Here is a 23,014-nt window from a genome sequence, read left to right as displayed (position 1 = left end):
TGCAAACTGTTTCCCACAACACCGCGCCTACTCTGTCACTCCAAGCTTCTTCATAAGCAAGTCATGACTCTCATGGATCTCCTCTGCCTTACAGGCAGACTTCAACTCATACACCTTCACCTGTGCACGGCGAATCATCGGCAGATAGGCATCATAGAAGTTCATATCCTTACTGTGTACATACGGGCACCAGTGATCCGAGAGACCAAGTGTCTCATGGATATGGACCCCTACGATATCATCCATCAGGCCTTGCATTTCTCCCACACTGTCATAAAGGCCCATTCGGTCCATCATGATGGCATGACCGGTATCGTACCAGATACCGACCGGAGCCCCTTTGAGGGCCGTAATGATGGTCTTGGCTTCGGCAAGGGTAGGAATTTGTTGTGGTCTGGATCTCGTCTCGATGCCAAAACGAACATTCAGACCCTTAGCTGCCGCCCGATTGCATACTTCATCCAGACTGGCGATAATTTTCTCCACATACCCTGAACTGAGAGCTTGCCGCCGCTCCATCAGTTCAGCCCATTTGCTGCGATACTTCGGTGAATCCGGACCTTCCTCGTTATAGATCTTTCCAAGGTCTTTGCTGATATCCTCAGGAAAAGGTACTTCTCCCGGGTGTACAACAACAGCTTCTCCCCCATAACGTTGGGCATATTCAGCCGACTCTACCAGCAATTCGATCGCCCGCTTACGTTTCACTTCATCTTCGAAACCGAGCAAGATGGAGTCCGTACCATAATCGGGATCAGGGTCATGTGGAAAAGTGTTGTGGACACTAGAAATTCCGATCTCTCCACGCTCAATCATGGGCTCAATCGTCGTGAGCATTTCCTTCGTCACGTTATAATTGAGCTCCACCCGACGAAAGCCGAGATCCGCAATCTCCCGAATCATATTTTCCCCGACATCATGTTTTCGGATATTCCAACATGTCGAGAATGAATATATGCCCTTATCTATGTGCTGCATCTGATTCCCTTCTCCTTCCCATTGGCTGGAGCTTACCCCGTTTTTAATATCAACCTTTTACCGCGCCAAGCATGGCACCGCTGACAAAATACTTTTGCAGCCACGGATAGACAAGCAGAATGGGTACAGTTGCGAATACAACTGTGGCTGCCTTGAGACTTTCCGGAGTCAGTGGTGTGCGGTTAGCACCTTCCATCAATGTAAGTTCACTCACCATGTTGTTTTGAACCATTTGGAAGAGCTTCAATTGTAGTGGATACAACTTGGGATCATTAATATACAAAAGTGAATCCTGGAATCCATTCCAGCGACCAACCGCATAGAATAGCGCTAAGGTGGCAAGTACAGGCATGGATAATGGCAGTATGATTTTGAATAACGTGTGTACATGTGAGCTGCCGTCAATTTCTGCTGATTCTTCCAGACTTTCAGGAATGCCTCTGAAGAATGAGATCAGGATAATCAGGTTAAATGGACTTACCAATCCCGGTAAGATCAGTGCCCAGACTGAATTAAGCATATTGAGATCACGAATGAGCAAATACTCGGGAATCATCCCGCCACTGAAAAACATCGTAATGATGATGACATACATGAAGAGCTTGCGCCCTTTCAATTTTTTCTTGGTTAACGGGTATGCAGCAGCAAGTGTGAATAACATGCACAACACTGTGGTTGCCACTGTCAACACAGACGTAAAGCCCAATGAGTAGAGCATAGATTGATCAGAGAATACTTGAATATACGCATCCCAGTTAAATTCTTTAGGAAAAATGGTCACTTCTCCCGAAGTAATAGCCCTGTTAGAACTTAGAGATATCGCAATGGTGTGCAAAAATGGAGCCAGACAGAATATAACAAACAAACTGATAAAGGAGATATTAACGATATCAAAAATCCGATTTGAGGTGCGTTCACTCATATGCGCACAGCTCCTTTACTGATGGTCTATAAATACAAGCCGATTGGCGTATCTTTCATGCTTTGATAACTTATAAAATGCCTTCGCCGGTTGCCTTTTTTGAAATATAGTTAGAGCCAAGTACAAAGATTAGCCCTACAACAGCCTGGAATAGTCCTACGACAGTTGCCAGCGTGTATTGTCCTGATTCAAGGCCGACCCTGTATACAAAGGTACTAAGTACATCTGAATATTCACGTACCGCTGTGTTACCGATAATATAAGGTCGATCAAAGCCAATGCTGACCATATGTCCGAGATTAAGAATGAGCAAGGTCACGATGGTTGGTTTGATACTTGGCAGCGTTATGTGCCAGATTCTCTTCAGCCGCGATGCTCCATCGATCTCAGCTGCTTCAAACAATTCCTTGTTGACGCCGGTTAATGCGGCCAGATATAGAATGGTTCCCCACCCTGCACTTTGCCAGACACCTGTGAATAGGTACGTCACAAGCCATGGATTTTTCTCTGTCAAAAATGGTATCGAATTAAAGCCCATACTCTCCAGTACACCGTTAACCATACCGGATTGATTACCGAACAATTGGTATACAATTCCCCCGATGATAACCCAGGAGATAAAGTGAGGAATGTACAGAATCGTTTGCGATATTTTCTTAAACCATTTGAATCGAACTTCATAGAGCATGATTGCCAATATAATTGGAGCAGGGAACGAAACAAGCAGGTCGAGGAAATTTAGCATGAAGGTGTTTCGCAATGTAGTGTAGAAGTCCCGCATTCCAAATACCTCGCGAAAAGCATCGAAACCGATCCACTCACTCCCGTTGATGCCCTGAAACAAGTTGAAATCCTTAAAAGCGATCTGAACCCCGTACATTGGGCCGTAACGAAAGATCAAGAAGTAGATCAGAGGCAGTGAGATGAGCGCATATAATTGCCAATACCTTTTCAAGTATGTGATGGTCAAGTCGGTTTCCTCCTATCAACAGAGAAACGGCTGTGCCGCCCATACTGGCGGCACACGTTCCTTCCAAAGTTATGCGGTAAATTACATATTGATTTAGTATTCACAAGATGAACCTGTTTATTTGATAACGCTTACTGAAGTGCTGATTCAAGCTCTTTCTTCAGTTCTGTGCCACCCAGTGACATGAAATCATTTATTTCTTTTTCATATACCGCTTCGAAGTCTGCCGGTTTAGCCATCGCAGCTTTCACAATAAGCACTTTCAACTTATCATTTAGCGCTGTACCATATTTAGATTCTGCTTCAATTGGTTTGCTGAAGATAACCGGTCCGATCGTATCCGTATTAGCGATATCAATGGACTGTCTCATCAGCTCTTGGTTTCGTTCAGGGAAGCCTGCAATCCATGCGGCTTCATTGGCTGCCTGATCTCCAACTACTTTACCGTTGGCAATGATGGCCATGTCACCACCGTTGTAGACACGATCTTTGACATCCTGTGGTGCATCATCTTTAACAACTGGAACACCATCAACCTTATCGTAATTTTCACCTTCGACACCGGTGTTCATCTCCAGCAAGTTCGTTCCAGAAGCCATCCAGTCTAGGTATTTCACTGCTTCAACCGAACGTTTGCTGCTTTTTGGAATCATGATGTACATACCGTTGCTGCCATAACGTGATTTGATGTGTTTGTTGTCCACATTTGAGTTGGTGTAAGCGTCAACTGCTACAACTTTGCTATCCGGTACATTTTTGGACAAATTATCAAGCATACCATCTGCATACAGAATCTGACCTACGTCCTCAGACATGTAGCCAATATTACCGTTCTGGAAGTCTTTGACCAATTGCGTTTTTTCTTCATCAAGACTGAAGTCTTTGCTGATCAGACCTTCATTGTAAAGCTTGTTAAGGAACTGCATCGCATCTTTGAAGCCATCATGCAACGGTAGCTCGTAACGCTGACTGTACGTAAGCCCATCTTGTACGGGTTTAATAAAAGAGTAAATCAATGTTTCGTACTGCGCTGGGGCAAGTGCCATACCCATTGGGATGTTTTTGCTGCCCAGATTGCCCGGATCTTTCTCTTTGAATGCTTTCAACGTTTCGTACAGCTCATCCGTTGTTGTTGGAGCATTCATGCCGACTTTATCTAGCCAATCCTGGCGAATATATGAGTTGTAACGAGCCGTAATGGCACGTTTACCTGGAATAGCGAATTGCTGACCTTCAAGCTGACCAAATTTCAACAGGTCTTCGCCGAGATATTCTTTTAAGTTAGGTGCATGTTCATTAAGCAGTTCACCTACTTCAGTTAGACCACCTTGCTGAGCATAACGGTAGAACACACTGGAGTCGTATACAAACACAATATCTGGAACGTCGCTTGGGCTGGCCATTAACACGTTGAGCTTGGTTGTTTCTTCTGAACGTTGAACAGGTACGAATTGCACATCAATGTTATTCGGATCGCCGAATTTCTCTTGAACAAATTTAGTTAAGTAGTTGTTCGTGATCGTATGTGGAGAAGGACTGTTACCACGATCGAAAACCTCCACTTTCAAAGTAACACGCTCACCATTAGTTGTTGCCCCGCCTTCTGCTGATTCTTTTTCTGATGCAGACGAGCACCCCGCAAGTAAGGACACTCCCATTACCATCGTAAGTGCCAGACCCATCCATTTCTTCTTACTCCCCTTGGTTGCTTTTCCAATCATTTTGTCATCCCCTTTTACTTTGCGTGAATGTTAAGGCTTGCTCCGAGTATTCCACATCTTTCCGAACTCTAGCAATAAACCAATTTCGGAAGCGCTTACAAACGGATTATGGTTTATATGCTAAGCCTATTTTCGCAGACTGCTTATTTTCTCAAAGCTGCGCGGCCCTAGGCTAAAATGGCTCTCAACGCCTCATGACTCGAAACTGCCTGTCCCCATTCGGATAAACCATTTTCACACACTGCCTATATTCGTACACGGGGAAAAACAGGAATATTAGCTTGCTATCCTGCGAAAATAGTTGCATCCGATCTCGGGCAGCAGAGAACTGTTCAACGAAAACAGGGCGAACCTCTGCAAGCCTGCTCTCCTAGTGGAAAGTGACTGCATGAAATTCACCCTGTGCTATCCTGATGTACAGATCTCAGAATATGATTACTTTTGCGTTACTCTTCGGGTTCTCGATGTTCACGTTTCAAACGACGATAATCTCCTGGTGTAATACCCGTTACCCGCTTAAATACACGTCCCAACGTAATTCCATTTGCATACCCAACCTTCAGGGCAATATCCTGCAAAGAGTAATCGGTATTGAGCAGAAGCTGCTCCGTCTCCTTCATGCGAAGCTCTGTAACAAAATCAACAAACTTCATATTGAATTCTGTCTTGAACAAATAACTCGCATGTTTGCCCGTAATCTGGAATCGATCGCTCAGATGTTTCAATGAAAGATCAGGATTCGCAAACTGTTCTTCGATATAATTTTTCATTTCGTTGACCATGGCTTTGTAACTCTTGGTTTCCGTTACCGCTACATACGTTCTGAACAAGTCCGTCAGACCATCAAACAAAAGACTTTTCACATCCGTAAGCGTCTCTGCCTCTTCCACAGCACTCAACCATCTGTTGATGTTATCTTCGGACAGCTCTTCCTGGAGTCCTTCCGACATCATGGCCACCTCTCGGCTGAGCATCTGTAACATGGCCTGAATCAGAGAACGAATCTCATCATCCGGCAGTTTGTTCTGTTCAAATGCTGTAAAGATATCCTCCAACTGTTCCCGCCACTGTCCACTCGACATCCGGAACCGCTTAACAAAGTCCGCAATCATCTGCAGATAGGTATAGGTATCCAGCAAAGGATGCTGTGTTTCACCGCAGTCCGCTAGGCCGACATCTCCATTCATCAACAGTTTACGTTGCATTACCGCTTCTGCGGCCGCATAGGAATCTCGTATTGAACCGATTCCCTGAGCAATAGGTCCAATGCCAAAGCTTAAGGAAATGCGTAGATTTTGTTCTACCCAAGATTTGCATTCCTCAGCTACAACACGAATCTGCCCAGACATATCCAAGTTGTTATCATTCTGTTCTTTCAACACAAAAAGGATTGCAATTCGATCCACACTAATCCATTCCGTCCAGCATTGGACTCCCGTATTACGTGACAGCTCTTGCAAAACGTTCATCAAGGCAAACTTCAGCGTATTTTGTTCACCTCTCGTGTACCTCTCCTGAAATCCCTTCTCATAACGGTTAATCTCTCCAACAACAACGACAAAACGCGACGAGTCATGCACATCATTCAGTGGAGAGAGCTCCTTTAATTGCTCTGCTGCATTTTCCATATGTTCACCATGCAACAGGGCATTGAACAACTTGCTGCGCTGCATGAGTACATTTTCCCTGCTTTTTTTGTCATAATCCATCATATGATTAATCAGATTCTCAAGCACACCGTCAATCATCTTCATCTCATCCGTGCGAGCACCTGAGTGTTCAAACGCCCGAATCTGATGAGACTCAATCCGGTTCATGATGATCTGAATGGGTTTATAGTTACGGCGAGTAATGTACACGATATATACAATTGCACAGATAACAGTCACAATAGCAATGATTACCCATACATAAGATATAACAGATACCCAGCCAAATAAGTTGCCGGCCTTAATTCCACTGGATACTGTCCAGCCCAGTCTTTCTAGCGATAGCCTATTCAGTTCCTGACCGTCTATCGAGCCCTCTTGGTCCGAGTGTGCATTATACACAACCTTACCGTCCCGATCCGTAATCGTCAGGAATGAGAGCTGACCATTAACCATACTATCTACACTCTGTTCAATGCTGCTCATCTTGATATTAATGACCAATGTGCCCTGTGAGCCAAAAGGCAAAGGCATGTCCTTGTTCACGGTTAATACGCGAATAGGGGTACGTTGAACAGAGTCCGCATCGAATTCCCGGACCGGCTGCCAGCCCGAACCGATAGACCCGGTACCCATCTGATCAATCCATGCCTCATCCGAGAAACCTTCCGCTTCTCTGGAACCACTTATGGTCAGAACATGTTTATTTCGCTTGTCATATAGATAGATGGATTGAATCCATGAGGACGAATTGGATAGCTCACGTAAATTCTGCGCGATTGCATACACCGTGTCCGAGCTGGTCAGGTTTGTGTTATTAAAATAGAGTTTGTATGCCTGCTGACTCTGTACCGTCTCCAGGATGGATAGTTCAATATCCCTGATTGTGCGATCCACCGTGTCGATCATATAACTGGAGGAGATCCGGTCTGCTTTTTTTGTTTCTTCTTTAGAGATGTCATTGATGAATACAAACGCAATGAAAATGAGTATGGTCACCGTAAGAAAAAAAATTGGGAAATACGAAAACAATAACCGGTAGTACCAATTACGAGACAATAGACCCCACTCCTCACTCCACGATGCCAATGTTCTCAGCCGTGGTTCTACTGTTCAGCATCCATCTCACCTTAGAGGTTGAATACTATATGATAACGCTATCATAACTGATTTTATGTTATTATAGCACAAGCCTCTGAGCAGCAAAGCAAGAATTGAATTCTAAGAGCCAAAACAAAAAAACCGTGCTGAGCAGACAACAACTCAGACACGGGACAGTTTATCTGGCAGCACACCGTTATATCCTCGATGCTCTAAATGCCAGAATCCTTAAACAATGTGGCCATGGAGCCACCATCCACAATAATGCGTACGGCGCGGGCCAGCATTGGTGCAACAGGTAACACTTTGAAGCATTCAGGATGGTCATCTGGCAATGCGATCGAGTCCGTAACGACCACCTCTTCAATTGACGGGTGATTCAATTTACTCACTGCCCCATCGGAGAACAATCCGTGTGTTGCACATACATATACATTTTTGGAGCCACGTTCCTTCAACCCTTCCACAACATTCAGAATGGTTGTTCCGGTGTCGATCAGATCCTCAATAATAATAGGTGTCCGTCCTTCTACATCACCAATGACATGGGTAATCACCGATTCATTATGGCTTGGACGTTTCTTGATCATAATGGCAAATGGAGAATCCAGACGGTTCGCTAGCTTCTCTGCCATCGATGCTCGTCCCGCATCCGGGGAGACTACAACAGGGTTCTCAATCCCTTTGCTTAACAGATAATCACTAATCAGATCCAGTGATGTCATATGGTCAACCGGAATGTTGAAGAATCCCTGAATGGCCGCTGCGTGCAAGTCGATCGTTACCACTCGATTGGCACCAGCCGTAGTTAATACATCTGCTACCATCTTGGCCGAGATCGGTTCCCGTGGAGCGGATTTACGCTCTTGACGAGCATAGCCATAATAAGGAACAATGATGTTCACCGTGCGTGCGGAAGCCCTCTTTGCGGCATCAATCATCACAAGCAACTCGACAAACAGCTCATTGATCGGATGAGACAACGACTGTACCAGAAACACATCACAATTACGGATCGTTTCTTCATAATGAACGTATATTTCTCCGCTCTTGAACCTGGACAGCTTGATCTTGCCCAGTTGTACACCCAGCTTGTCACATACCTGTTCTGCCAGCTTAGGGTTCGATGAACCGGAAAAAATACGTAACGAATGCTGCATAATGCCCTCCCGAGGGTTGAAGTCCCTATATAATCCCTTAGCTAAAAGGTTATTTCCCTCATTATACTCCACTGGCTTATACATTTAAAGGAATGAACGAGCGATGACGGCCTTCAAAAACAGCGACTTTCGTACAGCCCAACTCGTGTAAAAGTGCTTCAGCTTCAGGCAAATAATCCCCCAGCTTCAGTGGGTCATGTGCATCAGAGCCCATGGTTAATGGAATACCCAAGCGAATCGCTTCCGTCAGCATTCTGCGACTAGGGAACATCTCGGCACAAGGCTTCGATATCCCGGAAGCATTCAGCTCCATGGCGCAGCCACTTTTGGCAATAGCCTGCAACGCTGCGTTCTCCAGTGAGATACGTTCTTCTGTCTGCTCCGTTGAAGGAACAAAACCAAACCGTTTAATGACATCCGTATGGCCCATAATATCGTACATGCCCGTGGCAGCTGCTTTGCTTACGGCATCGTAGTACTGACGATATACCTCAAGGATGTCTTTGCCCTCCCAGTGATGGGTCTGGCGGAAATCCGTAATGTCCCATTCCCCGAGGAAATGAACAGAGCCAATCACATAATCCCATGGATAACGCTCAATGATTGCACGGATTTCTGTTTCCCAGCCTTCAATATAGTCACCTTCCAGACCAACACGTACGTCAATCTGACCACGGTAACGTTCTTTCAGGGAGAAACACTCCTCCACGTAACGCGGCAGTTCATCCATAGGCATCGCCATTTCCGGATAATATTGAGCCGGATCGACATGCAACAATGGCATGTGATCGGACAATCCAATCTGGGATAGTCCGATCTCCACACCACGTTGCACGTACTCTTCCAGTTTGCCAACGGCATGTCCACACCGCTCATGGTGTGTATGATAGTCTATACGCACGAAACTCGCCTCCTAATCGCGGCGAGGCCGTTCATGACGGCGGCTCAGCTCTGACATAATGTCGTCCAGCGGCAGCTTGCGCTCTTGTAACAGGACGAGCAGGTGATACATCAGGTCACTGACTTCCAGACGAAGCTCGTCATTATCTTTATTTTTGGCGGCGATGATTGTCTCGGACGCTTCTTCACCGATTTTTTTCAGTATTTTGTCTACACCTTTATCAAACAGATATGTTGTATATGCACCCTCAGGACGCTCACGTTCACGCTCTGCAATAACGGATTCCAGTTCAGCCAATACCTCAAAGCGACTTTCGGAACCGGAACTTGCAGAAGCAGATGCCGCACCCGCTTCATCCGAAGCCTTGTCTGCCGATTTCTCTGGCAAACCAATGATCTCATTATGGAAACAAGTTACCGCCCCTGTATGGCAAGCCGGACCGTTCGGTTTCACCTCAACCAACAAGGTATCGCCGTCACAATCATATTTTAGGGAAGTAATCGTCTGCACGTTGCCAGATGTTGCTCCTTTATGCCACAACTCCTGACGCGAGCGTGACCAGAACCACGTCTCACCGGATTCCAGCGACAACTTCAGAGATTCGCGATTCATATAAGCCATCATTAAGACTTCCCGAGTATCCACATCCTGCACAATGGCAGGAACCAATCCGTCACTCCAACGAATGTGTTCCACAACCTGTTCCAAGGACAACTGTTCCTTGATTTCATCGCTCACTTTAGTCACGGATCTCCACCCCTTGTTCTCTCAAATGTTGTTTTAACGCCGGTACGGCGATTTCTTTGTAATGGAAAATCGTTGCGGCCAGCCCTGCGTCCGCTTTGCCTGTGGTGAATACATCATAGAAATGAGACTCCTTGCCCGCACCGCCCGATGCGATGACTGGAATACGCACAGATTCGGATACTGCTGCCGTCAGCTTCAGATCGAAACCGTCTTTTGTTCCGTCCGCGTCCATACTTGTGAGAAGAATCTCCCCCGCGCCCAAGCTCTCAGCCTGTTTAACCCATTCCAACGCCTTGATCCCGGAGGGTTTCCGTCCACCATGTGTATAGACCTCCCACTCGCCCCAAGCTTCGTTATACTTGGCATCGATCGCTACCACGATGCACTGCGAGCCAAAGCGACGTGCACCATCTGCGATCAACTGCGGATTAAGTACCGCGGCTGTATTCACTGCAATTTTATCCGCTCCTGCACGGAGAATCCGCTTCATGTCCTCTACCTTGGAGATGCCACCACCTACCGTAAAGGGAATAGCGATCTCGCCCGCCGTCTGCCGCACGACTTCTTCCATCGTTTCGCGCCCTTCTACCGAAGCGGAGATATCGAGAAACACCAGTTCATCCGCGCCCTCGCGGTCATATAGCGCCGCCAGCTCTACCGGATCACCCGCATCGCGGAGATTAACGAAGTTGACGCCTTTGACGACCCGGCCGTCCTTCACGTCCAGACAGGGGATGATTCTTTTTGCCAGCATGCTACCTCTTCCTCTCTATCCGAATATCCCTTATTTATTTACCGCACGTACTGCTTCAGACAGATCGATGCTTCCCGTATACAGTGCTTTACCCACGATCGCTCCACCAACACCATCATCCGCGTGGCGACTCAGACGAAGCAGATCATCCATTACACTCACACCGCCGGAAGCAATAACCGTCCGTCCGCTCGCCTTGGCTAGAGATACGATTGCTTCCACATTAGGACCCTGCATCATGCCATCACGGGAAATATCCGTAAAGATAAACGTTTCTGCTCCATATGCCGCCAATTCCTTCGCGAGTACCTCTGCTTGTACTTCCGATGTTTCAAGCCATCCGCGGGTTGCCACGTAACCATTACGAGCGTCGATGCCAATTGCCACTTTGTCGCCATAACGTCCCAGTACTTCCTCTGTAAAAGCACGATCCTCAATCGCTGCTGTTCCAATGATCAGCCGGCTAACACCCAGACCCAGCAAACGTTCTACATCCGCTACCGTACGAAGTCCGCCGCCCACCTGAACAGGTACGTTCACAGCCGAGGCAATCCGCCCGATCAGCTCATCGTTAACAGGATGACCCGCTTTCGCACCATCCAGATCCACCAGATGGACATATGTACCGCCTTGTTTCTCCCAGGATAAAGCCACTTGAACCGGGTCATCGTTATACACGGTCTCCTGATTATAATCTCCCTGCACCAGTCTTACACATTTGCCGTCCCGGATATCAATCGCCGGATATAGGATAAAAGATGACATACAAGGCCTCCTGAATATGAATTAGATTTGTACGCTTTCTATAGTAAGAAGAGATGATGCTTTACCTTTGTACAGGTGCTCCTGTCAGAGCCAAAAAGTTACCGAGCAGCTTTATACCAAGCTCGCCGCTTTTCTCCGGGTGGAATTGCATGCCGAAGTTGGATCCTCTGCCTACAATGGCTGTCACCGGATGTCCGTAATCCGTTACCGCCAGCAGATCGTCCCTGTTTTCAGTAAGCGCATGATAGGAATGGACAAAATAGACGTGACCTGCCTCAAGCCCCGTAAATAGCGGATTTTCCGCGTGCAGGAATTCCAAACGGTTCCATCCCATATGAGGAACCTTCAGTTCTCCTGGTGCGAATCGCACCACTTTACCTGGCAAAATATCCAGTCCCTCATGCTCGCCATGCTCTTCACTTGAGCTGAACAACAACTGCATCCCCAGACAGATACCGAGCAGTGGCTTGGAACCGGCAGCGGCTTCCTTCACCACCGTATCCAGTCCACTCTCCCGCAGATGAACCATCGCATCACCAAAAGCACCTACGCCTGGCAGAATGACACCATCTGCGCCAAGAATCTCTTCCCGGTCACCCGTGACCAGCGCTTCGTAGCCAAGACGTTCGACCGCTTTGCCGACGCTGTGCAGGTTACCCATACCGTAATCGACAATTGCAATCGCCATCGTCTACAGCACTCCCTTCGTGGAAGGCACACCCGTTACACGTGGATCAATCATCGTTGCTTCATCCAGTGCACGTCCCAATGCTTTAAAGATCGCTTCAATCATGTGGTGGGTGTTCTGACCATAGTGCACAATGACATGTAACGTAATCCGAGCTTCCAGCGCTAATTTCCACAGGAATTCATGTACCAGCTCCGTGGAGAAACTGCCTACCTGTTGGGAAGGGTATTCTGCACGGTATTCAAAGTGAGGTCGGTTGCTCACATCAATAATGACCTGAGCGAGTGCCTCGTCCATTGGTACAAAAACACTGGCGTAACGCTTAATTCCGCGTTTGTCACCCAACGCTTCACGCAACGTCTGTCCCAGACAGATTCCGATGTCTTCAACCGTGTGATGATCGTCGATGTCGATATCTCCACGGGCCTGCACGTTCAGGTCGAATTGTCCGTGCTTTGTGAACAGATCCAGCATATGGTTCAGGAAGGGTACATCCGTTTCAATCGTGGATTGTCCTGTTCCATCTACATTAAAGGCCAATTGGATATTGGTCTCGTTTGTTTTGCGGTCAACCTCTGCTTGGCGCACTGCACCTTTGTTTTCAAGTTCCACACCATTATTTTGCTTATCCATTGTCCGATTCCGCCTTTCCTTCCTGTTGTAACCGTACAGCAATTGCACGGGCATGCCCTTCAAGACCCTCATGACGGGCCAACTCTATAATAGCCGCTCCGTTCTTCAGCAGCGCTTCTTTACTATAATAGATCAGACTCGATTTCTTGATAAAATCATCCACGTCCACTGGTGAACTGAATCGCGCAGTTCCATTGGTCGGAATAATGTGATTGGGTCCTGCAAAATAATCCCCCACCGGCTCCGAGCTGTACGGGCCGAGGAAAATCGCGCCGGCATTTTCGATCCGGCCAGCGTAAGCCATCGGCTCCTGCACCATGATCTCCAGATGCTCCGGTGCAAGTCGGTTCACCACGTCGATTCCCTCATCAATGGAATCAACCACAATAATTGCGCCATACTGCTCCACGGAAGCAGCAGCGATATCCCGCCGCGGCAGCACTTCAAGCTGCCGCTGCACTTCGCCCTGCACAGCTTCCGCCAGCGTGGCCGAATTCGTGACGAGAATGGCCGATGCCATCTCGTCATGTTCCGCCTGCGACAATAGGTCGGCGGCGACGTACACCGGATTCGCCGTATCATCGGCGAGCACCACAATCTCACTCGGCCCGGCGATACTGTCGATATCGACCGCACCGTACACCTCGCGCTTCGCGAGCGCCACGTAAATATTGCCCGGTCCACAGATCTTGTCGACCAGTGCAATACTCTCCGTGCCGTAAGCGAGGGCGGCGATAGCCTGAGCGCCGCCAACCCGGTACATCTCGCTCACGCCTGCTTCCGCAGCAGCAACGAGGATGTACGGGTTAATACCTTCGCCACCGTTCGTAGACGGCGGCGTCACGAGAACAATCTCCGGCACGCCTGCCACCTGTGCCGGAATCACATTCATCAGCACAGACGATGGATACGCTGCTTTGCCGCCAGGTACATAGACGCCGACCCGCTTCAGCGGTCGGATGACCTGGCCCAGCAGGCTGCCGTCCGGCTGCCAATCCATCCACGAGTTGCGTTTCTGTTTCTCGTGAAACGCACGAATGTTGGCGGCGGCTTGCCGAATCGCCGTCACAAAGGATGGCTCCACGGCTGCATAAGCCGCCTGCAGCTCTTCTTGCGGCACGCGCAAATCCGCGGCCGTCAGCTTTGTGCGGTCCAGCTGCTCCGTGTAACGCAGCAGTGCCGTATCACCCTCACGGCGAATGTCGCTGACAATACGTCGTACCGTTTCATTTTGCTCCGGCGTACCATACTCCACTTCCCGCTTCAGATCAAACTCCCGTGCAGGTACAATTTTCATACGTACAACCTCCTCATCCTCTGTAATACCTGCCTTCATGTGGCCGATTTGCTTCTTTATTTTGTCTCTTACTCTTAATTTTGCTTCTGCTTTGTATGTTTCTCATCTATGTTTCCAACGCAGTAATTTATCCCCGAAAGCTTCCCGCCGATATCTCATTCGATGCCGGTATGACCTGCTGAAGTGCATCACACAAAGCCTGGATTCGTGCATTTTTCATCCGATAACTTACCCGATTGGCGATAAGACGGCTGGTGATGTCCAGAATGCTTGTCATCTCCACCAATCCGTTCTCGCGCAGTGTCTGACCTGTCTCCACCAGATCAACAATCCGGTCTGCCAGACCAATCAAAGGCGCAAGCTCAATGGAACCATTCAGCTTGATCACCTCGACCTGCTGCCCCTGCTCCCGGAAATACTGTGAAGCAATCCTTGGATACTTCGTTGCAACACGTTGTTGGATGCCTGGCTTCCAGTCTGGAAGTCCGATCACAGACATACGGCACTGAGCGATTCCCAGATTCAACAGTTCGTACACGTCCCGATCTTCCTCCAGCAGCACGTCTTTACCAACAATTCCGATATCGGCAACACCGTACTCCACATATGTTGGAACATCTACTGGCTTAGCCATAATGAATTCCATTCCCGCTTCCGGTACTTCAATGACCAATCTGCGTGTATCGTCTACGTCTTCTGGAATATCCAGCCCCGCTTCACGAAACAATTTGGAGGCTTTTTTGTAGATTCGGCCCTTCGGCATGGCCACCTTCAGAATATCCGACATCTCAGCGTCCTCCTTCTTCAGATCCGTAAGTAATAACCTGCTCAGCCTGAGCGGTTCTTGCTTCAACCGATACGGCACTTGCCCCAGCCCCATCTTCAGGAAGAAGGAGTGTCACTACATTTTGTCCCATACTGCGTAATCTTGCCGCTTCTGTTAGTGCCTCAGCCCGACGTTTCGGGGTATATTGGATAAGTACCGGTTTTTTCTCTTCAATGATAATGCCATGAACACCATCAATAATCCGGTTTGTTTTCAAAGCAAATCCTGTAGCTGGCAACGAACGCCCGAATTGTTGTAACAGATTGTCATACCGTCCGCCACTACATACCGGTGAGCCCAGTTCTGCCGCATACCCTTCAAAGGTCATGCCCGTATAATAGGAGAAATCACCGATCATCGTCAGATCAATCAGCACATGCTCGGATACACCGTACGCTTCCAACACTTCAAATACGGCACACAGATGTGCAATCGACTTTGCTGCTTCAGCACTTGAACTTAGCTCTACCGCATGTGTGCATACTTCCTTGCCACCACGCAGACGTAGAATTGCTTCAAGCTGTTCTTTCAACTTCGGCTCCAGATTCAATGCTTCAATGGACTGGCGATAGCCGACATAATCACGTCCGAGCAGCCCTTCCTTCAATTGCTCCTGCTCCGCTGTCTGGCCTGGAATCACTTCCTCCAGTAATCCGTTCAGGAATCCCATATGGCCCATCGCTATTTTAAAAGAAGACACACCCGCTGCCTGCAAAGAGGCAATCGCAAGCGCAACAACTTCTGCATCCGCCTCAGGTGAGTCGTCTCCAACCAGCTCCACACCCGTCTGGAAAAATTCAGCCTCACGCCCAGCTTCCTCTTCAATAGAACGGAATACATTCGCATGATAGGATAAACGCAGCGGCAACTGCTCATCTTTGAGCATGGATGAGACTACACGTGCAATCGGAGCCGTTAGATCCGATCTGAGCACCAGCGTGGTTCCCCGGCTGTTTAGCAATTTAAACAATTTACGATCTGATGTAGAGCTTGCTACACCGACCGTATCGTAATATTCAATCGTTGGTGTAATGATCTGACGGTAACCCCAGCGTTCCATACATTCCAGTACATTGCGTTCAATCGTCCGCAGCTTGGATACTACATGTGGTGTATAGTCGCGGAATCCGGTCGGTTTTTCAAAACCTTTTGGTTTGGACATTGGTAATATTCACCCCGAGTCAGTAGTTTAAGAGTTGCACTCGTTCTATTTCAACAGGATTTATGTAGTGTAAATCCCCATTCTATCTTATAAATCTTGAATCACAGTATATCGCATAAGCCTTCAAACTATTGGTTTAGTTCAATCTTTATCATGCTTCATTTCTCCAATAATACTTTCACATGGTAAAGTGCTAATAAACTAAAGGATATGGGATATGATAACATGAAATCCGCACTACCGTCAACAATACCAAAGCTTGATTGCCCTTGGAACAACATATCGTTTTATATACACACTGTTACGCTTCCCAATCGGTATTTATATACGAAAAAAGCTGCCATAAGCAGCTTTTTACTTCAACCCATCTTCATTCATTACTTTATTGACTCAATGCACACTACCCTGAGAAGAATCATCCGTGTTAAAGACAGTTTCTTCCGTAGAAGCTGCCGCGCGGGATAAATCACGCAGTGGATTGCCTCCAACAAAAGCTCCTGGTGGAACATCCTTATGTACGACAGCTCCAGCAGCCACAACGGCTCCATCTCCTATGGTTACCCCGGGAAGAATCGTTGTGTTAGCACCAATCAGTACATTTTCCCCGATAATCACCTCACCGAGCCTGTACTCCTTAATGAGATACTCATGAGCGAGAATCGTTGTGTTGTAACCAATGACCGAGTTTTCGCCAACCGTTATTTTCTCCGGAAAAAACACATCCACCATCACCATCAGGCCAAAGGCCGTGTGTTTTCCCACTTTCATACCGAGCATTCGGCGGTAAATCCAGTTCTTCACCGATAGGATCGGACAATAGCGTGACAACTGGATCCAGATAAAATTACGAACGCCCTTCCACGGACTCACTGTCTTGTAGATATGCCAAAGTGCATTCTGGTCCTCTACCGGATAGCGGGTTACTTTTCTCATGAACGTCCCGTTTCAATACGGATGAGTTTCAACAAGTCTCTCATGTCGTGCAACATATGATCGGGTCCATATCCGTTCAGGATCGTTTCTCCTTTAAGAGACCATGCAACCCCCGCCGATAGAGCACCCGCATTTTGTGCCGATTGGATATCCACTGGACTGTCACCCACCATTAACGTTTTGGCAGGATCTGCACCCAGTTCCGTCATCGCCTTCAGTACCGGTTCAGCGTGCGGCTTTGGATTCGTCACATCGGTCACTGTTACAATTGTCTTCATATATTTCAGTAGGTCAAAACGTTCCAGCACCTTTAATGTAGATGGACGAATTTTGGTTGTGACTACACCCATCACAATGCCTGCCTGATGCAGCGCCTCTACTACCTCAATAACATGTGGAAAAGGTCTAACCATCGCTTCATGATGGATATCATTATAGGCACGGTAACCTTTCACGTACTCGGAGACTTCCTCCTGGCCAGAGAAGGTACGCATTTGCTGCTCCAGTGTGCCACCCATATGTGGAATGATCTGTTCCCGAGTCCATGGAGCTGAATGCTCCCATCCTCCCATAACATGCTGGAATGAGCTGATAATCAACTCATTGGTATCAATAATCGTTCCGTCCAGATCAAACAATACCGTGTCAATCATGTTGCATTACTCCTTTTTATCATCAACTTGCTTGGATTCATCTTTGTCTGGAGGTGTTAACTTACTCTCTTTACCAGCAACTGTTCCCGTATGCTCCATATCATCTGAGGTAACTTTGGACGATACAATCGGATCACTATAACGAACATCTGCTTTACCTGTCACTCTTCTCACCACAATGAATACAACAGCAACAATAATGATGCCAATCGCGAGTAGTTGTGAGATTCTTACGTTACCGTAAGCAGGATCAAGATATCCTTGTTCAAAGCCCATTGCAGTCATTGGAGACCATAGCCCGTTCACTAATGAAGCGACCCATTGCGGAGCTTGGAAGCCAAGACTGTCCGTACGTAGAGCTTCAATGAAGAAACGACCGATAGAGTACCAGATGAAATAAGACATGAACAATTCAGCTGAACGCAGAAACTTCTGACGACGCAGAACCAGCAACAAGACCAGACCAACGAGACTCCACATCGATTCATACAAAAACGCAGGATGGTGGAATACCCCGTCTACGTTCATTTGATTCACAATAAAGTCCGGCAGATGAAGCTTGTCTCTCAAAAATGATTCTTCTACGGGACCGCCGTAGGCTTCCTGGTTTACAAAGTTCCCCCAGCGTCCGATCAACTGTCCAACGAGCAGTCCAGGCGCACAGATATCGGCCATACGCCAGAAATTATACCCTTTACGACGGAAGAAAATAACCGCACAGATGATTGCCCCAATAAGGGCACCATAAATGGCTATACCGCCATTCCATATTTTAAAGACATCCCAAAAATTATCCTTATAATCTTCCCACTTAAATGCTACGTAGTAGATGCGGGCACCAATGATGGCAGAAGGCACGCCCAGCAAGACCATGTCCATGAACACTTCCTGTGGAATATTGTATCGTTTGCCCTCCCGGATCACGAGCAGCAGTCCTATAAGTGCAGCGGCACCAAGAATAAGCCCGTACCAGTGAACCTTTAACGCTCCAATAGAGAAAGCAATCGGGTTCAACAGTAATAATGTATCCATTCATTCACACTCCTATTTATTCAATCAATCGCACGCATGACGAATGGTTGGCATACCCTGCGCCTTAAGAGAGCAGTACATGTCAACCATTTATCAGCATGTCCTTGTATAAAATATTTCTTAATCCATGTCTTCCATATCTTCCGAGATGGTTGCTGTCAGCTTGTTCGTGAATTGCAGTGCAGCATTCAGACCCATCTGTTTCAGACGATAGTTCATACCTGCCACTTCAATAATAACCGCCAAGTTCCGTCCCGGACGAACAGGGATCGTAACCAGAGGCACATCGGTATCAATGATACGTGTAGTCTCTTCATCCAGACCCAGACGATCATATTGTTTATCTTGCTGCCATGCTTCCAGACGTACAACCAAGGTAATCCGTTTGTTATTCCGAACCGCACCAGCTCCGAACAATGTCATGACGTTGATAATACCGACACCTCGAATTTCGAGCAAGTGGCGGATCAATTCAGGTGCAGTACCGTGCAGCTGAAAATCTGACGTTTGGCGGATTTCTACCGCATCATCGGCAATCAGTCGGTGTCCACGTTTCACCAGTTCAAGCGCTGTTTCACTCTTACCAATACCGCTGCTACCTGTGATCAGCATACCTACGCCATAGACATCACAAAGTACACCGTGAATGGTTGCTGTTGGTGCCAGTTTCTTCTCCAGGAATCCTGTAATCCGGCTGGATAGAATCGTTGTTGCCATATTGCTGCGAAGTACAGCCAGATTCTGTTCTTCACTGATATCAATCAACTCTTGTGGAACTTCCAATCCACGCGTGACAACGATACAAGGCGTCTCTTCCGTACAAAGACGTTGCATACGATCGCGCCGCTCTTGCTCAGGTAACATTGCAAAGAAAGCTAACTCCGTTCTTCCGAGTAGCTGTACCCGTTCTTGTGGATGGTATTCAAAATAACCGGCCATTTCCAGACCAGGACGGTTCAAGTCATCTACCGTAATGACTCTTTTCAATCCGTGAGATCCAGAAACAACCTCCAACTGAAATTGCTGCACCAGTTCAGATACTTTCACTTTTTTCGCCATTTGTCTCTTCCTTTCAGCATTAGCTGTCCCTCTATGTACATCAGATCGTGTATCAGTTATTTCCATTATTAGCGCATTCACAACATGGGGTACAGACTGTATACCCTTCCAACAGTCGATTCTCTCAAATATATGAGAAGACAGACCTTCAAATAATCTTAAATGAATTCCGGGATGAATGCAATCGCAGCCTCCTACAACCATAAGTAAGAAAAGTCTTCTGATCGAAGCACATTCTAGGATACTACATTCATAGTTCAGTGCTGTTTTTCTTGCGATTATTAATCCTTCAGGCCCCGCCGAAACTTACAGTTCCAATAATCTTAAAAGAGCCCCTTCCAGCAATAACGGAAGGGGCTCTCATTACAATGTATAATTGCATTAACTGTCAGGTTCCCTCGTCACCGAGGAATCCAAGTATTATTTGTCTTGAAGAAGTACGTTCACTTCAGTCTCTTTGTCAAAGATATGAACCTTGTTCATGTCAATGGCCATTTTAACTGTGGAACCATCACGAGTGTTAGAACGTCCGTCTACACGTGCGATCGTTGTATCATTACCAACACCGCTCAAGTAGAGGAGCATTTCGTGACCCAGGTTCTCTGTAACATCTACGTGTGTAGAGAATACAGAGTTCGGGGATGCTTCCAGGAATACTGGCTCTTCGTGAATGTCTTCTGGACGAACACCCAGAATCACTTCTTTGCCAATGTATCCTCTAGATTTCAGCACTTGTGCTTTACCTTGCGGGATTTCAACATCCACACCAGGAGCTATGAAATGCATGCTAGTACCTTGCTCAGCGAGTTTACCCGAGATAAAGTTCATTGTCGGGGAACCGATGAAACCAGCTACGAACAGGTTAGCCGGCAGGTTATACAACTCTTCCGGAGAAGCTGCTTGTTGGATGATACCATCCTTCATAACAACGATCCGATCACCCATCGTCATCGCTTCGATCTGGTCATGCGTTACGTAGATAACAGTTGTTTCCAAACGTTTCGCAAGTTTAGTGATCTCTGCACGCATTTGACCACGCAGTTTGGCATCCAAGTTGGAGAGAGGCTCATCCATCAAGAACACTTGTGGATCACGGACAATCGCACGTCCCAAAGCGACACGTTGACGTTGACCACCGGACAATGCCTTAGGTTTACGCTCAAGCAAATGCTCGATATCCAGGATTTTAGCTGCTTCACGTACACGTTTGTCGATCTCATCTTTTTTAACCTTACGCAATTTCAAACCAAACGCCATGTTTTGATATACGCTCATATGCGGATACAAGGCATAGGATTGGAATACCATCGCGATATCGCGGTCTTTAGGTGCAACATCATTAACGACACGGTCACCGATATAGAGTTTACCTTCAGAAATTTCCTCAAGGCCTGCGATCATACGAAGTGTTGTTGATTTACCACAACCGGACGGACCTACCAGTACCAGAAATTCTTTATCTTTAATGTCCAGGTTAATGTCAACTACAGTTGCTTTATCAGAACCCGGGTATTTTTTGAAAATATGCTCTAAACGTACTCCAGCCATGATTGTTGCCTCCTCAGAGATCATTTTGTAATCGAATACAATTTGTATTTTTATAATACCCTATCTACGTGAGGTTTGACTATTCGCAAACTGCACAAAAATATCAATGCTTTTTCGTCACTTTGTACATTAGTAGTAAAAACTGCACTAGAACAGCACTTTCAAAGTGCCTCACATCATAGCCAATCTCCTGTTTGATCTTATCCAGACGGTATACCAACGTATTACGATGAATGAAAAGTCGTTTCGCTGTCTCGCTGACATTACAGTCCAGGCTAAAAAAAGTCTCCAGCGTAGCAAGTGTCTCACTGTCATTGAAGATTAACGTGTCTTTGCCTGTTTCTTGTATAAAACGTGTACGTTGGTCATCTGGAATGCTCGCTACCAACCGCTCCAGATGCAGATCCCATGGGAGATGAATATGCTGCGTAACATGGAATGCTCTCCCCAAGTGAACACTTTCTTTAAGAAGAGTTGTGACCGATACAAGTTGTTGTGCAGGGATGCATGGCAGAGATGCAGACAGATGGAAGACCCCAGCCCACTCACTGGCAACCAATTCATGCAACCCCAAACAAAAAGCGTTCAGTGAATCCTTTTTGGCTTCCGTTGTATCTTCCTCGGCTTCTTCTGTAACAATTTCTTTATCACCCATGAAAATCCACTCTTGCTCCCCCAAAGGAATCAAGACAATCTCCTCGCCAAAGTAACTCTCAAGCAACTTGTTGAGTTCCTTGGACCGCAAACGATGTGCATCCGGTGTATCTCCTTGCAGCAAGAAGAGAATCTTCTCAGCATTTAATCCTGCAGGCGCCACAAAGCGATCAGGAACCGCTTCAGATTTCTGCTTGTTTGGTTCTTCGATCTGCTCTTTAAGCCAGAGACCCAATTCAGTCAAATACTGCTCCCTATCATTCTCATATACAACAGGTTGTGCCTCATCGGGTAGAGCCGTGTTAGTACGGATTACAAGCTCGATCAATTGTCGTGTTTCCAAGGTAATAGATCTTGCAGCGCATCCCCAACATACAACGGTCTCTTCTTTCTCAATCATTCGAACCTTAAAAAATATACGCTCTCCCGTATTCAAACTGATCACATCGGATGAACTTGGAGATGTAGATTGGTCAGATAACTCCCGACGCTCAACTTCATCACTAAAGGTCTCTGAATTCTCATGATGACCAATCAGATTTTCCACGGATTGCATCCATTCTTCTATTGTAATTTCATATTCGTCCAAAGTTGTGCCAATAATGACTTCAATTTGCTGTTTTAGATCAGGTATGAGCTTCATATAATGAACGTCACCACTCTGCATGTTTTCTACTAGTTTATCATATCTTGCCGAGTATTAATAAATATCCATATTGAGTTAAAATCACATAACAAAAAAGAGCGACTAATCAAATTAATGATTAATCACTCTTTTTATTAAAGATGAGTCATGAAGGGCTCGAACCTTCGACACCCTGATTAAAAGTCAGGTGCTCTACCAACTGAGCTAATGACTCA

Annotated in this window: 21 protein-coding genes and 1 tRNA gene; all 22 read right to left on the bottom strand. The window is 46.8% G+C overall.

The window, feature by feature from the left end:
* Positions 1–27: 27 nt before the first annotated feature.
* The 22 genes from MKY66_RS00835 to MKY66_RS00730 all read right to left on the bottom strand — a co-directional run bounded on the left by MKY66_RS00835 (position 28) and on the right by MKY66_RS00730 (position 23,013).
* Positions 28–978, bottom strand: coding sequence for a TIM barrel protein (locus tag MKY66_RS00835; protein WP_076216879.1), 951 nt, complete (start codon positions 976–978; stop codon positions 28–30).
* A gap of 49 nt (positions 979–1,027) precedes the next feature.
* On the bottom strand, positions 1,028–1,900 hold the full coding sequence (locus MKY66_RS00830) for a carbohydrate ABC transporter permease (RefSeq protein ID WP_076216878.1): 873 nt from the start codon (positions 1,898–1,900) through the stop codon (positions 1,028–1,030).
* Positions 1,901–1,970: 70 nt separating this feature from the next.
* Positions 1,971–2,870 (bottom strand): ABC transporter permease subunit, encoded by a 900-nt coding sequence (locus MKY66_RS00825; protein ID WP_076216877.1) that lies wholly within the window; start codon positions 2,868–2,870, stop codon positions 1,971–1,973.
* A gap of 131 nt (positions 2,871–3,001) precedes the next feature.
* Positions 3,002–4,591 (bottom strand): extracellular solute-binding protein, encoded by a 1,590-nt coding sequence (locus MKY66_RS00820; RefSeq protein WP_076216876.1) that lies wholly within the window; start codon positions 4,589–4,591, stop codon positions 3,002–3,004.
* 446 nt (positions 4,592–5,037) lie between these two features.
* On the bottom strand, positions 5,038–7,239 hold the full coding sequence (locus tag MKY66_RS00815; protein ID WP_339806685.1) for a helix-turn-helix domain-containing protein: 2,202 nt from the start codon (positions 7,237–7,239) through the stop codon (positions 5,038–5,040).
* Positions 7,240–7,553: 314 nt separating this feature from the next.
* Positions 7,554–8,501 (bottom strand): ribose-phosphate pyrophosphokinase, encoded by a 948-nt coding sequence (locus tag MKY66_RS00810; protein WP_036616184.1) that lies wholly within the window; start codon positions 8,499–8,501, stop codon positions 7,554–7,556.
* Positions 8,502–8,577: 76 nt separating this feature from the next.
* Positions 8,578–9,402 carry a histidinol-phosphatase HisJ gene (hisJ, locus tag MKY66_RS00805; RefSeq protein WP_076216874.1) on the bottom strand — a complete coding sequence of 275 codons (825 nt, stop codon included), beginning with the start codon at positions 9,400–9,402 and terminating at the stop codon, positions 8,578–8,580.
* A gap of 12 nt (positions 9,403–9,414) precedes the next feature.
* The gene (gene hisIE / locus MKY66_RS00800) at positions 9,415–10,140 is read right to left on the bottom strand and encodes a bifunctional phosphoribosyl-AMP cyclohydrolase/phosphoribosyl-ATP diphosphatase HisIE (protein WP_076216873.1); all 726 of its coding nucleotides are present in this window, start codon (positions 10,138–10,140) and stop codon (positions 9,415–9,417) included.
* A 1-nt stretch (position 10,141) separates the two neighbouring features.
* Positions 10,142–10,903 (bottom strand): imidazole glycerol phosphate synthase subunit HisF, encoded by a 762-nt coding sequence (gene hisF / locus MKY66_RS00795; protein WP_017691268.1) that lies wholly within the window; start codon positions 10,901–10,903, stop codon positions 10,142–10,144.
* A gap of 30 nt (positions 10,904–10,933) precedes the next feature.
* A complete protein-coding gene (gene hisA / locus MKY66_RS00790; protein WP_047841450.1) occupies positions 10,934–11,668 on the bottom strand; it encodes a 1-(5-phosphoribosyl)-5-[(5-phosphoribosylamino)methylideneamino]imidazole-4-carboxamide isomerase in 735 nt (244 codons plus the stop codon).
* A 61-nt stretch (positions 11,669–11,729) separates the two neighbouring features.
* Positions 11,730–12,356, bottom strand: coding sequence for an imidazole glycerol phosphate synthase subunit HisH (hisH, locus tag MKY66_RS00785; RefSeq protein WP_076216872.1), 627 nt, complete (start codon positions 12,354–12,356; stop codon positions 11,730–11,732).
* A gap of 3 nt (positions 12,357–12,359) precedes the next feature.
* Positions 12,360–12,989 (bottom strand): imidazoleglycerol-phosphate dehydratase HisB, encoded by a 630-nt coding sequence (hisB, locus tag MKY66_RS00780; protein WP_036674766.1) that lies wholly within the window; start codon positions 12,987–12,989, stop codon positions 12,360–12,362.
* Complete coding sequence (gene hisD / locus MKY66_RS00775; RefSeq protein WP_076216871.1) at positions 12,982–14,286, bottom strand: histidinol dehydrogenase; 1,305 nt, start codon at positions 14,284–14,286, stop codon at positions 12,982–12,984. The genes hisB and hisD overlap by 8 nt, the downstream gene beginning before the upstream one ends.
* Before the next feature lie 127 nt (positions 14,287–14,413).
* Positions 14,414–15,073 carry an ATP phosphoribosyltransferase gene (gene hisG, locus MKY66_RS00770; RefSeq protein WP_036616167.1) on the bottom strand — a complete coding sequence of 220 codons (660 nt, stop codon included), beginning with the start codon at positions 15,071–15,073 and terminating at the stop codon, positions 14,414–14,416.
* Position 15,074: 1 nt separating this feature from the next.
* Positions 15,075–16,274 (bottom strand): ATP phosphoribosyltransferase regulatory subunit, encoded by a 1,200-nt coding sequence (locus MKY66_RS00765; RefSeq protein WP_076216870.1) that lies wholly within the window; start codon positions 16,272–16,274, stop codon positions 15,075–15,077.
* Between the two features lie 390 nt (positions 16,275–16,664).
* Positions 16,665–17,207: a DapH/DapD/GlmU-related protein gene (locus tag MKY66_RS00760; RefSeq protein ID WP_076216869.1), complete on the bottom strand. Its 543-nt coding sequence runs from the start codon at positions 17,205–17,207 to the stop codon at positions 16,665–16,667.
* Positions 17,204–17,860, bottom strand: coding sequence for a pyrophosphatase PpaX (gene ppaX, locus MKY66_RS00755; RefSeq protein ID WP_017691276.1), 657 nt, complete (start codon positions 17,858–17,860; stop codon positions 17,204–17,206). Before ppaX ends, MKY66_RS00760 begins: the two co-directional genes overlap by 4 nt.
* 6 nt (positions 17,861–17,866) lie before the next feature.
* Positions 17,867–18,892: a prolipoprotein diacylglyceryl transferase gene (gene lgt, locus MKY66_RS00750; RefSeq protein ID WP_076216868.1), complete on the bottom strand. Its 1,026-nt coding sequence runs from the start codon at positions 18,890–18,892 to the stop codon at positions 17,867–17,869.
* Positions 18,893–19,012: 120 nt separating this feature from the next.
* Positions 19,013–19,951, bottom strand: coding sequence for an HPr(Ser) kinase/phosphatase (gene hprK / locus MKY66_RS00745; RefSeq protein WP_017691278.1), 939 nt, complete (start codon positions 19,949–19,951; stop codon positions 19,013–19,015).
* A 420-nt stretch (positions 19,952–20,371) separates the two neighbouring features.
* Positions 20,372–21,499 (bottom strand): sn-glycerol-3-phosphate ABC transporter ATP-binding protein UgpC, encoded by a 1,128-nt coding sequence (ugpC, locus tag MKY66_RS00740; RefSeq protein WP_017691279.1) that lies wholly within the window; start codon positions 21,497–21,499, stop codon positions 20,372–20,374.
* 103 nt (positions 21,500–21,602) lie between these two features.
* Positions 21,603–22,796, bottom strand: coding sequence for a helix-turn-helix domain-containing protein (locus MKY66_RS00735; protein WP_179088596.1), 1,194 nt, complete (start codon positions 22,794–22,796; stop codon positions 21,603–21,605).
* 144 nt (positions 22,797–22,940) lie between these two features.
* Positions 22,941–23,013 (bottom strand) — tRNA-Lys (locus MKY66_RS00730).
* Between the last annotated feature and the right edge of the window lies 1 nt (position 23,014).

This window comes from Paenibacillus sp. FSL R5-0766, assembly GCF_037971845.1.
GTDB lineage: Bacteria > Bacillota > Bacilli > Paenibacillales > Paenibacillaceae > Paenibacillus.
The sequence above is the reverse complement of the archived record's forward strand: the minus strand, read 5'-3'. Positions and strand labels throughout refer to the sequence as shown.